This window comes from Mycobacterium sp., assembly GCF_004298145.1.
Classification (GTDB): Bacteria; Actinomycetota; Actinomycetes; order Mycobacteriales; family Mycobacteriaceae; genus Mycobacterium.
In genome coordinates this window covers 371948-384008 of record NZ_SCRH01000038.1, presented here as the reverse complement: position 1 = coordinate 384008, position 12061 = coordinate 371948, and the positions used below count along the sequence as shown (strand labels likewise).

The following is a 12061-nucleotide window of genomic DNA, read 5'->3' as shown; positions in this document are numbered from 1 at the left end:
TTCTCCGACCGATACAGCCGACGAATCTCCGCCCAATCCTCCACAGTGATCACTCTCCAATCAGAAGGGTGCTCACTTTTCGACCGGAACTACCTGCTCACTTTTCAACCGGAGCCGACAGGCAGATTGTTTGACGGTTCGGATTGCGTGTTCTAGTCGGTCGCAACGCAAGAGGGCTGCCTGCAGGCGGCAATTCTCTGCCTAGCCGAGCGGGCATACACAACGAAGGAACAATCGGAAAACTAGACGCGCGGCAAGTCCCGGGTTGATCTTGGCCACGATCGAATACCGGGGGGTGTGACAAGCGAGCAGGCCTACAACCGCCGAGCGTCTACCCCGCGATCACAATTGGCCATAGCGGGCCCGCTGAGCCCGCCCGCCACCTTCGAGGCGGTAGTGGCATACCAGCTGCCCCATGGAAGTGGTGCAGCGGACCGGGACAGAGGACCGAACATCGGCGCCCGGAGCACTCTTCGCCCCTATGTAAGCGGTACCCGGAAATAAGAGATCTTTTCCGGGTTGGGGTCGAAAGGACTTATGTTCAGCTCCACACTGGTGTAGCCCAACGTGTCCTTAGGCCAAGCGACCAGAGAAGTCCCATAATCGGGAGGTTTGAGTTTGCTGACCGTCTCGGCGGGTACGGGTACTGCGCAACTGTTACTGACGATTACGCTCGCTCCTAAGGCGAGGACGTCATCGGTTGCGGCCTTGTGCTCCCAGAAGAACCGCCTGATGGGCTCTGAAAAAATTGGGACGAATATCAACGTAGGACCATGTTCAACAAGATTGGCAACTTCTTGGACCAAGCGGCCGTGATCTTCGCAGATGAGTATGGCAACACGGCCTGCCCGGAAGTCTCGAATCCGGCGGACTGTCCCCTCAGTCATCCCTTCAACGAGGTCTTGCTTCCCTAAATAACTGGCCAGTTGCCAACGATCAACCGTATCGGCCGACATGTCAAACGGCCGGAGTTTGTCTTGGCCCATAACTTCGTCGCCACCGTCACTCAGAAGCATCGCTCTATTGGGCGGTAAGGGGCCACCGTGGCTCGACCCCAGCTTGCCCGTGCCCGCCAGGAGCCATTGAGGGCTGCGTGTGCTCGCTCGGAGCTTGGCTTGCCATGCCTTCAGTAAATTGTTGCTTAGGGCTAATTCTGGCAGGATAGCAAAGTGAATCTTCTTCGATTCAAGTTCGCGCAGAATCCGATCCATTCGATCTTCCCAGTACGCAAGCGTCTTACCTGGCTGAATGGAGTAATAATTGGTGCTCGGTGGGGCGAAGAGACCGTGTGTTATGTCTAACTCGTTGTATTGGCCTAAAAACGGTATGCAGGCAATTTCTAGAGTGTCTGTACGGCGTATTTCTTCAACAGTCATGTCGTGCTGCGGGTCGGCTATTGCATAGTCGATGGAGCTCGTGGGAGAGGGCTGTATCAGTAAGAGATGCTCGAACTCTTCGTCCAGCTTTTCGGGATTTCCGCGACCACGAACTGGAATAGCTCTGCGAGGCAAGACGCGCGCCGGAGACGCCAGTCCGGTATCCAGTCGGTTGTCCTTCCACAGCCGTGCGCGGTACTTCCAAAGCTCGTCCCGGTCGTCGCTTCTAAACGGGTCGAGTCCGGCGAAGGCTCTGTCTATACCGAGCAATAACGCAAAGGCCTCTTGAATGGCCTCCATTCGGTCTGTCGGATAGCCCAGATTAGTGATGATCTCATCGACGAGGTTGGCAGGTACCCCGCCAGTGTTGGTAACGGCGTCGGCGATCGCAGCGATGCGGTCAACGACAAGTGGGTCCACCTTCCAGTTGGCCCGGGTCTGACGGGACGGATTGTTGGCCTCCTGCGCGAGCAAGGGCAGCACCTGGGCAAATGCGTCGCAAGCGTCGGCTATATCAACACTTGACATAGGTTTGACATCCTCTGATACTGGAGTCGTGCTGGTGTATGAGACCCTAACCGGCTGCGGAGGTGAGTGGTGAGTGCATTCGAGAAGTACGCGGATGCGTTGGATGCCGCGCGGAAGTTAGGCGCGTACGGCGTTGACGGCACGCGCGCGAGTAGACAATCGCGATTCCAGGAGCTTGTTGACGCTGGCGTTGTCGGCCTGCACGATGGCTCACTCAACCAGCGTTGGTTTCGAGGCGTTGCCCATCTGCTAGCCCTGGCTATCGCCCAAAAGGACGAGCCGGCCTTGCTGTCAGCGGAAACTGCATTACGCGACTTGTATTTGGCGATTGAGGCAGTCGATTGCCAGCCAATGGACGGCAACAGGCGGGTGAACCTGGGCCAGGATTTCACAGCAGCAGGCCTGGAGATGGCTCAAGCCGGGCTTGCGGCCGTGGGTACTGAAGTGAGTGCCGACTTCGTGGACGGAAGTGTCGTGCGGAAGCAGTTTTTGTCGGCAGTCGCTGGAACTCCCGACATCGCCGGTAGGTCCCTCGCTGCGGCCCTTGGCAAAGAGGGTCGTCCGCTAGACGAGGGTCAGCTGAGCCGTACTGCCAAGGAGTTGAACGATCGAGGACTAGTCGATCGACGCAGAGTCGGTCGCAGGGTTCTTTGGCGTTTGACGCCTCGGGGGAAGCGTGTTGTTGAGTTGTTGGATTTGGCACCATTCTCATCTCTTCAATCTGCACCTGATGGGAACCAGTTATCGGAAGACCTGACGAACTTGTTGGCCGAATTTAAACTCGAGGCTTCTCCGGATCCATATGAGGCGAGACAAGGTTCGGCGAGCTATATCTCAGTGCCCCAAGCGGATGGGTCATTGGATCTTTTTATTGAGGGCACAAGCCTCAATGGCGACACGTTCGGGATAGTGTTGTGGAATTCGGAACACGTGTTTTACGGACGGTTCGCCGATGGCTTCGCGCACTTCGAACGAATCGAACCAGATGTCTACTCCGGAACTCTGACAAAAATGCACAACGTTGCCGGGGCGGAACTTGTGGAATTAGAGCCGCAAACGACGGTCGCGGCTACAGCTCGGGAGTTCAGAACCGCAGATGGAGCATTGCACGTAGCAATTCAGGCCCGGCCGAATCGCGTGCTTGAAGCAGCGTTTGAGACGACAGCATCGAGTTGGGGGGGCGAGGCCGCCGTATTGCAGTGGACGCGCGAGGATGGAGTAGACGAGAGGATCATTGCGCCGCTTGCTGAAATCAGCGAGGGGATATGGCGCGGGTCGGTCCACATGGAAGATGTAGCTGAATTGGGTTTACAAGTTCCAGCAGAGCCCGTGCTTTGGCGGGATTTGCCTGGTGATGACGAAACGGCGGCAATGGTCGTACGGTCGATTTCAGCCGCGAGCGATTCCCCGGATGCGCTCGCTGGTTGGCGCCATGCATCTGAACAAATGAACGAGCCCGTACGATCCGAAGCGACTGCCGCTCTTAAGGAATACGGTTACTGCTAAGCGACTACTCGCTGGTTCCACAGGACATGGCAAGGGCATCTGGCGAACTGGGCGGCGCTTCACCATATGGCTGTCGTCGGTTGTGCGGGTCGTCGCAAACCTCTCAACCATGAGCAGCATTTGTATCTTGGAGCAACCCCACGCGATCCCACTCGGATTCAGAAGTCGCTGCTGATGCGCGTAGTGGGTAAGTTTGAGTACCGCAGCGGCAAACTGATCGCGTTACCAGTGCCGGGCGCCTGGCAATCCCCCTTTTTGGTCAGCGCCTAGCCCCGATTTTTCGTCCAGGGTGGTGGTGGTCGGATTCGCTGCTGGGGTGTGTTGATGGGGCTGGGTTTTGTGGGTGGGGTCATGTTGGATGGTCCCGTGTCGCCGGGTGGTGCGGGCTTTCCAGTGCCAGTGGATCTTTCATCGTTGGTGGTCAAGGGTGTGTCGGATCAGCCGAAGGCGGTGCGGATGGTCTGCCAGGCGGTCGCGATGATGGCTGCCCAGCGCCAGGTGCGTCGATACGGAGTCGGACTTGGCGGGCGCTGCGGGTGATGCGGGCGGCCACGTGTAGGACGCGGTAGCGAACGTGTTGATCTCGGCGCGGGCCAGGCGGGGATGGCCGCTGAAGGCGATGAGTCGGGTCCAGGTGACCAGATCGGCGGCGGCCAGGACGATTTCGAGCCAGGCGGTGTTGGCGTCGAAGGAGTGACAGGGCAGGTTGGTCAGGCCGGTGGCTTTGAGTTCGCGGATACGGTCCGTGATCCGACCGCGATATTCTTCACCTGCGAGGTGCCTTCCCGTCAGCGATATCGAACCCTAGAGAAGTCCGATTATCTCTTGCAGGACAGGCACTTTCGCGTATCTACACCCCGAAACTCACAAAACCCCGCGAAAAATCCGGGCTAGAGTCCGGCGTGGCCGTTGAGGACTTGACCGCTGCATTGCGTCGCCGGACCGCCGAGCGCGATGAGCTGAAGGCCCGCCTTGAGCGGGCCGAAAGACCCAGCGCCATCTCTGCCGCGCAGATCAGTGAAATCGTCGAGGAGTTGGGCGGGCTGTCCGACGTGCTTGGTGCGGCAACCGGGGCGGAACGCGCACGGGTTTACGCCAGTCTGGGTCTGCGTCTTGATTACGACCCCTACCTGCGCCAGCTCAAAGCGACGGCGGACCTGAGTCGTGTCGCCCGATGTGTCCGAGGGGGGACTTGAACCCCCACGCCCATTAGTAGGGCACTAGCACCTCAAGCTAGCGCGTCTGCCATTCCGCCACTCGGACAAGGCCAAACCAGCATCGGTTGGCAGCTAAGGCTATCGGATTGCCCGCCGCGAACCCAATCCAGCTCGCCGGGACGTCCCGATACTCGGCATCGGAGCCGTCCGGCCCCGGCAATGGTAGGAAAGGGGGTTGTGACCATTCAGAGCGGGGCGACCGACGTGCCGACCAACCGGAGCGACGATGTGGTCGAGGTGGTCAGCAAGCTGATCCGGTTCGACACCACCAACACCGGCGAACCGGAGACCACGAAGGGCGAGGCCGACTGCGCGCAGTGGATCGGCGAGCAACTCGCCGAGGTCGGCTACGCCCCACAGTATGTCGAGTCCGGCGGCCCGGGCCGCGGCAACGTCTTCGTCCGCCTGCCGGGGGCCGACTCCTCGCGCGGCGGGCTACTGATTCATGGGCATCTCGACGTGGTGCCGGCCGAGCCGACCGAATGGAGCGTGCACCCGTTCTCCGGCGCGGTCAAAGACGGCTTTGTCTGGGGTCGCGGGGCGATCGACATGAAGGACATGGTCGGCATGATGATCGTCGTGGCCCGCCACTTGAAGCGGGCCGGCATCGTGCCCCCGCGCGACCTGGTCTTCGCGTTCATCGCCGACGAAGAGCACGGCGGGACCTACGGGGCGCAGTGGCTGGTCGACAACCGGCCGGACCTGTTCGACGGAGTCACCGAGGCGATCGGCGAGGTGGGCGGATTCTCGCTGACCGTGCCGCGCCGCGACGGCGGCGAACGCCGGCTCTACCTGATCGAGACGGCCGAGAAGGGGCTGTCGTGGATGAGGCTCACCGCCCGCGGCACGGCCGGCCACGGGTCGATGGTGCACGACCACAACGCCGTCACCGCCGTCGCCGAGGCCGTCGCCCGGCTGGGCCGGCACCAGTTTCCGCTGGTGCTGACCGACACCGTCGCGCAGTTCCTCGCGGCCGTCAGCGAGGAGACCGGACTCACCTTCGACACCGACTCGGGTGACCTGCGGGGGGCGATCGAAAAGCTCGGCCCGATGGCCCGCATGCTCAAGGCCGTGCTGCACGACACCGCGAACCCCACGATGCTCAAGGCCGGGTACAAGGCCAACGTCGTCCCGGCGATCGCCGAGGCGGTGGTGGACTGCCGGATCCTGCCCGGTCGCAAGGCGGCGTTCGAGGCCGAGATCGACGAGCTGATCGGACCGGACGTGACCCGCGAGTGGATCAAGGACTTCCCGTCCTATGAGACCAGCTTCGACGGTGACCTGGTCGACGCGATGAACGACGCCGTGCTGGCGCTGGACCCGGACGCGCGGACCGTGCCGTATATGCTCTCCGGTGGTACCGACGCGAAATCCTTCGCGCGCTTGGGTATTCGCTGCTTCGGTTTCAGCCCGCTGCGGCTGCCGCCGGATCTGGATTTCACCGCGCTGTTCCATGGCGTCGATGAACGGGTACCCATCGACGCGTTGCGGTTCGGCACCGACGTGCTGACCCACTTCCTGACCCACTGCTAGTTGACGAACGCAAGCCGATCACCCGAGAGGACCGCCATGACCACCGCGCCCGACCCGTACGCATTGTTGCCGAAGCTGCCGACGTTCACGTTGACTTCGCGATCGCTTACCGACGGTGGAACTCTGGCCAAGCCTCAGGTCAGCGGGATCATGGGTGCGGGCGGGGAAGACGTCAGCCCCCAGCTGAGCTGGTCGGGATTCCCGGAGGGGACCCGCAGCTTCGCCGTCACCGTCTATGACCCCGACGCGCCGACGGCCTCGGGGTTCTGGCACTGGGCGGTGGCCAACCTGCCGGCCGACGTCACCGAGCTGGCCGAGGGCGCCGGCGACGGCAGCAATCTGCCCGGCGATGCGCTGACGCTGGTCAACGACGCCGGGCTGCGCCGCTACCTCGGCGCCGCGCCGCCGGCCGGGCACGGTCCGCATCGCTACTACATCGCCGTGCACGCCGTGGACACCGGCAAACTGGATCTACCCGAGGACGCCAGCCCGGCTTTCCTCGGGTTCAACCTGTTCCAGCACGCCATCGCGCGGGCGGTCATCCACGCCACCTACGAACAGAAGTAGGGCGGTTCTCACCCGCGAAAGTGCAAATACCGACGCGTCTACTCGCGAAACGCGTCGCCCACTGCACTCTCGCGCGGCTCAGCGCGCCGCCGAGCCGACCGCGTCACTGAGCGAGGCGAATCCGCCGTCGTGCAGCCGCCGCGCGATACCGTCGTGAATCTGCTTGGCCCACAAGCCTCCTCCGTAGATGAAGCCGGTGTAGCCCTGCAGCAGCGAGGCGCCCGCGGTGATCCGCTCCCAGGCGTCGTCGGCGGTCTCGATGCCGCCCACGCTGATCAACACCAGGCGGTCGCCGACCCGGCCGTAGAGCCGGCGCAGCACCTCGACGGCGCGGCGCGCCACCGGAGGCCCGGAGATACCGCCGGCGCCCAGCGCCTCGACGCCCGGCGTTTTCAGGTCGTGGCGCGACACCGTGGTGTTGGTGGCGACGATGCCGGCCAGGCCCAGTTCGACCGCCAGATCCGCGATGTCGTCCACGTCGGAATCGGAGAGGTCCGGCGCGATCTTCACCAGTACCGGTGTGGTCGTCTCGGCGAGGACGGCCGACAAGATGGGCCGCAGCGACTCGACCGCCTGCAGATCACGCAGCCCGGGGGTGTTCGGCGAGCTGACGTTGACCACCAGGTAGGAGGCCAGCGGGCCGACCAGCCGGGCGCTCGCCCGGTAGTCGTCGGCGGCCTGATCCGACGGCGTTGCCTTCGTCTTGCCGATGTTGACCCCGATCGGCACCTCGGGCCGCTGCCGCGCGAGCCGCATCGCGAGCGCGCCCGCACCGAGATTGTTGAAGCCCATCCGGTTCAGCAGGGCCCGGTCGGCGGGCAGTCGGAACATGCGGGGGGCCGGGTTGCCGGGCTGCGGATGGGCGGTGACGGTCCCGACCTCGGCATGCCCGAAACCCAGCGCGCCCCAGGTGAGCACGCCCAGACCGTCCTTGTCGAAGCCGGCCGCCAGCCCCAACGGCCCCGGGAAACGCACCCCGAACACGGTGCTGGCCAGCGCCGGATCGGTGGGGGCCAGCAGCCGGCGCAACAATCGCCGCGTCCAGGCGACGGCCGTGACACCGCGCAGACCCGCGAAAACCAGTGTGTGGATGCACTCGGGCGGGATCGCGAAAAACAGCCTGCGCACCAGGCCGTACAACCGGTGGCCGCCCTGGCGTGGTCGGGCGGGCGTCACAGTTCGGGCTGGTCGGGCCGTCGCCCCTCGAGACCGGCACCGTCTACACGAGACTTCTTGCGGCGCAACAATACTCGCCTGCTTCCATCGGTGTAGAGCCGCACCCTGGTCAACTCCCAGCCGCGGTATTCGGCCTCGATGGACAATCGGGTGGACGCGCTGACCCGGGTCACTTCCGGGGGCAGGCGCAGCGGTACCCATTCATAGTCGTCGGACATCTCGGTGTCCCAGCCCGTGGGTAGCCGGCTCCGCCGCGCCGCGGCTTCGCTCGTCACGGATTGCCCGCCGCGTGGTCGATGACCTGAACCCCGGCACCGGAACCCGACACCACGTACAAGGTGTCTGACGCTTCGTCGAAGGCCAGCGAGTTCGGTTGCTGCACGGTCGGGTAACGCACCTTTTCGACGGGAATTCCGGTGGACAGATCGTAACCAATGACGATATTGGAAAGGGTCGCCGAAACCCAGGCCAACGCGCGGGAACCGGCCAGGCCGTAGGGCGCCTGGGGAACCGGGTAGGCCTGGCGCAGGATCAGCGGGTCCACGCCATAGACCAGCAGCTGGCCGCCGCGGGTATCGGCTACCAGAACCCGGCCCAGCGTATCGGCGGCCATCGTGGTGGCGCCCCTGCCCGCCCGCAGCGCCTGCTGGACGTGACCGTCGGCGCCGATCGTGGTCACCGACGTCTGTCCGCGGTCCAACACGACCGTCGTATTACCTTGTGTGGCAAGCCAATCGACGCGCGCGAAGATCTTGTTCCGGTTGGCGACGCTCGCGCTGGTCACCGCGCCCGGCGTGGGGGAGTCAAGGGTGTAGACGGCGCCGTCGGCGCTGCCCAGCACCAGCTTGCCGTCGGCGCGCCGGGCCACCGCGGTGAATTCGGTGTCGGGGGCCCCGGCGACGCCCACCCGCGCCGTGTGACCGGTGGCCAGGTCGACCACGAAGTAACCGCCGCGCGCGGCGAGGTAGACGGTTCCGTGGCCGTCATCGGTCAACGCGGTCGCCGGCCCCGGCAGGTCGACGACGCGCGGCGGAGCCTGTGGGCCACCGAAGACGGTGACGCTGGCCGGGGCCGCCGGGTCGGCACCTGGCGCCAGGACCGCCAGCTGATGGGTGCCGTCATCGAACACGGCGGCCGCGGCGTGAGCGGCCAGGGGGCGCACCGCGCCGGCCGGAGGTTGCGACACCGGCGGCGACACGGCCGCCAGCGCGGGTTCGATGGTGGGCGGCGCGCTCTGAAGCGGATTCGATGAACAGCCAACCGTCGCACCGAGCAAAACCGCAATGCTCAGTAAACCGCTGTGAGCTGCGAGTTTGTGGCGTCCTTGTCGTGACAGCAATTCTCTTCCCTCGTGGTGCGGCGGTGGAACACAAATTCTAGGGAATGCTTTCGCATGCAACAGGGCCATGCCGCCCGCATCCAGCCGCACTGGCGAGGTATCGTCGGCTGATGGCCGTCGTTGCTGACCGTCATATGACGCAGAATGAGTTTGCTGTCGAAGACATGTCGACAGGTATTTGCGCTAGCGGATACGGACAAGTCGGTGATGGACGAAGTTTTTCGTTCCACATCGAGAACGGATTACTTGTCGTCGAGGTTTACCGGCCGCGTCTCGCCGGGCCCGTTCCGCAGGCCGACGAGGTGGTCGCCACCGCAGTCCGAAGCCTGGTCGATCTCGACCTCACCGACGAACGAAGCCTGAGTGCGGCGGTTCGCGACTCCGTGGCGCGCGCGGTGCCGGTTTCTCGCTAGTGGCGATCGCCAGCGCGGCGTAGCCGGGTGCAGCGGGTCGCCACCCATGGGGCCAGTGGCGATCGCCAGCGCGGCGTAGCCGGGTGCAGCGGGTCGCCACCCATGGGGCCAGACCTCCGGTCGCGGAGCCGCGTACCGGGTAGCGTCGTGGTCGACATGACCGTCATTCTGTTGCGACACGGCCGATCCAGTTCGAACACCGCGGGCATTCTCGCGGGTCGTTCGGAGGGCGTCGATCTCGATGACAAGGGTCGCGAGCAAGCCGCCGGGCTGATCGACCGGATCGGTGATCTGCCGATCCGGGGATTGATCAGTTCGCCGCTTTTGCGCTGCCGTCGCACCCTCGAGCCGCTGGCCGACTCGCTGTGTCTCGCGCCGCTCGTCGACGATCGGCTCGCCGAGGTCGACTACGGGGAATGGACCGGCCGCAAAATCGGCGAGCTGGTGAGCGAGCCGTTGTGGAAGGTTGTGCAGGCCCATCCCAGCGCGGCGGTGTTTCCCGGTGGGGAGGGTCTGGCACAGGTGCAGGCGCGGGCGGTGGCCGCCGTCCGCGAGCACGATCGCCGGCTCGCGGCGGAACATGGCGGCGACGCGTTGTGGGTCGCCTGCACTCACGGCGATGTCATCAAAGCGGTGATCGCCGACGCGTACGGCCTACATCTGGACGGGTTCCAGCGCGTCACCGCCGACCCGGCGTCGGTGAGCGTGATCCGGTACACCGAACTGCGCCCGTTTGTGTTGCACGTCAACCACACCGGCGCCCGGCTGGCCGCGGCGTTGCGGGCCGGGCCCCCGCCGAAGGAAGAGACAAAGGCGGAAACGGACGGGCAGTCCAACGGCGAACCGCAGGCACCGGCCACAGGAGTGCCGTCCAGCGACGCCGTGGTCGGCGGTTCGACGGATTAATTCGGCTGCCACCTTGATCGGATCGCGCGGCGACGGCAACAGCCGGTATTTTGGAGGTGCCATGTCCCGCGCAATTCACGTCTTCCGCACCCCCGACCGCTTCGTGGCCGGGACCGTTGGCCAGCCCGGAAATCGCACCTTCTACATCCAGGCGGTGCACGACGCCCGGGTGGTGTCGGTGATCTTGGAGAAGCAGCAGGTTGCCGTGCTCGCCGAACGTATCGGTGCGCTGCTGCTCGAGGTGAATCGCAGGTTCGGCACGCCGGTTCCCCCGGAGCCCGCCGAGGTCGAGGACCTGAAACCGTTGATCACCCCGGTGGACGCCGAGTTCCGGGTCGGAACCATGGGCCTGGGCTGGGATTCGGAGGCCCAAACCGTGGTGGTCGAGTTGCTGGCCGTCACCGACGCCGAGTTCGACGCGTCGGTGGTGCTCGACGACACCGAGGAGGGCCCCGACGCGGTGCGGGTGTTCTTGACGCCGGAGTCGGCGCGGCAGTTCGCCACCCGCTCCAATCGGGTCATCTCAGCGGGTCGTCCGCCGTGCCCGCTGTGCGACGAACCGTTGGACCCTGAGGGCCATATCTGCGCACGCGCCAACGGCTATCGGCGCACTGCGCTGCTCGGGTCTGACGATGACCCCGAGATATGACGACCGTGAGGTGTTGCGCAACGGCGAGCTGACGGTCATCGGACGGATCCGCTCAGCTTCCAACGCCACCTTCTTGTGCGAAGCGACGCTCGACGAGCGCGCGGTGCATTGCGTCTACAAGCCGGTCGCCGGCGAAGCGCCGCTGTGGGACTTTCCGGACGGCACGTTGGCCGGCCGCGAGCTGGGCGCGTACCTGGTGTCGGCGCAATTGGGGTGGAACATCGTGCCCTACACCATGATTCGCCACGGGCCGGCGGGCCCAGGCATGCTGCAGCAATGGGTGCAGCAGCCCGGCGACACGGTGGACAGCGATCCGCGGCCGGGGCCGGATCTGGTCGACCTGTTTCCCGCCGGCAAAGCCCAGCCCGGCTATCTGCCGGTGCTGCGGGCCCACGACTACGCCGGTGACGAGGTCGTCCTGATGCACGCCGACGATATTCGCTTGTGGCGCATGGCGGTGTTCGACGTGCTGGTCAACAACGCCGACCGCAAGGGCGGCCACGTCCTGCGCGACCTCGACGGTCACATTTTCGGGGTCGACCACGGCGTGTGCCTGCACGTGGAGGACAAGCTGCGGACCGTGCTGTGGGGATGGGCCGGCAAGCCGATCGACTCTCAAACCCTGACGGCCGTCGCCGGCCTGGCCGAGGCCCTCACCGGTCCGTTGGGTGACGAACTGGCCGAGCAGATCACCCGCGCGGAGATCGCCGCGCTGCGCATGCGCGCGCACGCACTGCTCGACAATCCGGTGATGCCCGGACCCAACCGTCATCGTCCGATTCCGTGGCCGGCTTTTTAGCGGCGATCGCAAGCGCGGCGGGGCCGGGCGCAGCGGGTCGCCGCCATCGGGA

The 12061-nt window shown here is 64.8% G+C and carries 12 protein-coding genes, 1 tRNA gene and 1 pseudogene; 8 read left to right on the top strand and 6 right to left on the bottom strand.

What is annotated here, in order from left to right; genetic code table 11:
* Window positions 1–479: 479 nt before the first annotated feature.
* Entirely contained in the window at window positions 480–1904 is a 1425-nt protein-coding gene (locus tag EPN51_RS15460; RefSeq protein WP_293044041.1) for a hypothetical protein, read from the bottom strand.
* 69 nt (window positions 1905–1973) lie between these two features.
* Between EPN51_RS15460 and EPN51_RS15455 the strand changes: the two genes are divergently transcribed.
* Entirely contained in the window at window positions 1974–3410 is a 1437-nt protein-coding gene (locus tag EPN51_RS15455) for a hypothetical protein (protein WP_293044039.1), read from the top strand.
* A 437-nt stretch (window positions 3411–3847) separates the two neighbouring features.
* Here EPN51_RS15455 and EPN51_RS15450 read toward each other — a convergent pair.
* Window positions 3848–4163, bottom strand: a pseudogene (locus EPN51_RS15450) (transposase); the annotation flags it as partial.
* 149 nt (window positions 4164–4312) lie between these two features.
* Between EPN51_RS15450 and EPN51_RS15445 the strand changes: the two are divergent.
* Entirely contained in the window at window positions 4313–4606 is a 294-nt protein-coding gene (locus EPN51_RS15445; protein ID WP_293044037.1) for a hypothetical protein, read from the top strand.
* On the opposite strand, the gene EPN51_RS15440 is transcribed toward EPN51_RS15445, so the two are convergent.
* Window positions 4588–4673 (bottom strand) — tRNA-Leu (locus tag EPN51_RS15440). The two genes, EPN51_RS15445 and EPN51_RS15440, sit on opposite strands and share 19 nt — an antisense overlap.
* Window positions 4674–4804: 131 nt before the next feature.
* On the opposite strand from EPN51_RS15440, the gene EPN51_RS15435 reads away from it, so the two are divergent.
* Both EPN51_RS15435 and EPN51_RS15430 read left to right on the top strand, forming a co-directional pair.
* Complete coding sequence (locus EPN51_RS15435; protein ID WP_293044035.1) at window positions 4805–6160, top strand: M20/M25/M40 family metallo-hydrolase; 1356 nt, start codon at window positions 4805–4807, stop codon at window positions 6158–6160.
* A gap of 36 nt (window positions 6161–6196) precedes the next feature.
* Window positions 6197–6727, top strand: a complete 531-nt coding sequence (locus tag EPN51_RS15430; RefSeq protein ID WP_293044033.1) for a YbhB/YbcL family Raf kinase inhibitor-like protein — start codon at window positions 6197–6199, stop codon at window positions 6725–6727.
* Window positions 6728–6805: 78 nt separating this feature from the next.
* Here the strand turns inward: EPN51_RS15430 and EPN51_RS15425 are convergent, their stop codons facing one another.
* From EPN51_RS15425 to EPN51_RS15415, 3 genes are read right to left on the bottom strand one after another with little or no spacing between them, the layout of a single operon-like run.
* Window positions 6806–7867, bottom strand: a complete 1062-nt coding sequence (locus tag EPN51_RS15425; protein WP_293044106.1) for a quinone-dependent dihydroorotate dehydrogenase — start codon at window positions 7865–7867, stop codon at window positions 6806–6808.
* A 32-nt stretch (window positions 7868–7899) separates the two neighbouring features.
* Window positions 7900–8121 carry a DUF5703 family protein gene (locus tag EPN51_RS15420; protein ID WP_293044104.1) on the bottom strand — a complete coding sequence of 74 codons (222 nt, stop codon included), beginning with the start codon at window positions 8119–8121 and terminating at the stop codon, window positions 7900–7902.
* Between the two features lie 53 nt (window positions 8122–8174).
* Window positions 8175–9242 carry a hypothetical protein gene (locus tag EPN51_RS15415; RefSeq protein ID WP_293044031.1) on the bottom strand — a complete coding sequence of 356 codons (1068 nt, stop codon included), beginning with the start codon at window positions 9240–9242 and terminating at the stop codon, window positions 8175–8177.
* Window positions 9243–9352: 110 nt separating this feature from the next.
* Here EPN51_RS15415 and EPN51_RS15410 point away from each other — a divergent pair, with 110 nt between their 5' ends.
* The 4 genes from EPN51_RS15410 to EPN51_RS15395 all read left to right on the top strand — a co-directional run bounded on the left by EPN51_RS15410 (window position 9353) and on the right by EPN51_RS15395 (window position 12009).
* Window positions 9353–9655, top strand: coding sequence for a hypothetical protein (locus EPN51_RS15410; protein ID WP_293044029.1), 303 nt, complete (start codon window positions 9353–9355; stop codon window positions 9653–9655).
* A 156-nt stretch (window positions 9656–9811) separates the two neighbouring features.
* Window positions 9812–10561, top strand: coding sequence for a histidine phosphatase family protein (locus EPN51_RS15405; protein ID WP_293044028.1), 750 nt, complete (start codon window positions 9812–9814; stop codon window positions 10559–10561).
* A gap of 61 nt (window positions 10562–10622) precedes the next feature.
* Window positions 10623–11210 (top strand): DUF3090 domain-containing protein, encoded by a 588-nt coding sequence (locus EPN51_RS15400; RefSeq protein WP_293044026.1) that lies wholly within the window; start codon window positions 10623–10625, stop codon window positions 11208–11210.
* Window positions 11194–12009 carry an SCO1664 family protein gene (locus EPN51_RS15395; protein ID WP_366509442.1) on the top strand — a complete coding sequence of 272 codons (816 nt, stop codon included), beginning with the start codon at window positions 11194–11196 and terminating at the stop codon, window positions 12007–12009. The genes EPN51_RS15400 and EPN51_RS15395 overlap by 17 nt, the downstream gene beginning before the upstream one ends.
* The last annotated feature ends 52 nt before the right edge of the window (window positions 12010–12061 follow it).

Coding starts and splice junctions, on each gene's coding strand:
- EPN51_RS15460 (WP_293044041.1), bottom strand. CDS start 1,904: ATGTCAAGTGTTGATATAGCCGACGCTTGCGACGCATTTGCCCAGGTG.
- EPN51_RS15430 (WP_293044033.1), top strand. CDS start 6,197: ATGACCACCGCGCCCGACCCGTACGCATTGTTGCCGAAGCTGCCGACG.
- EPN51_RS15420 (WP_293044104.1), bottom strand. CDS start 8,121: ATGTCCGACGACTATGAATGGGTACCGCTGCGCCTGCCCCCGGAAGTG.
- EPN51_RS15410 (WP_293044029.1), top strand. CDS start 9,353: ATGGCCGTCGTTGCTGACCGTCATATGACGCAGAATGAGTTTGCTGTC.
- EPN51_RS15405 (WP_293044028.1), top strand. CDS start 9,812: ATGACCGTCATTCTGTTGCGACACGGCCGATCCAGTTCGAACACCGCG.
- EPN51_RS15400 (WP_293044026.1), top strand. CDS start 10,623: ATGTCCCGCGCAATTCACGTCTTCCGCACCCCCGACCGCTTCGTGGCC.
- EPN51_RS15395 (WP_366509442.1), top strand. CDS start 11,194: ATGACCCCGAGATATGACGACCGTGAGGTGTTGCGCAACGGCGAGCTG.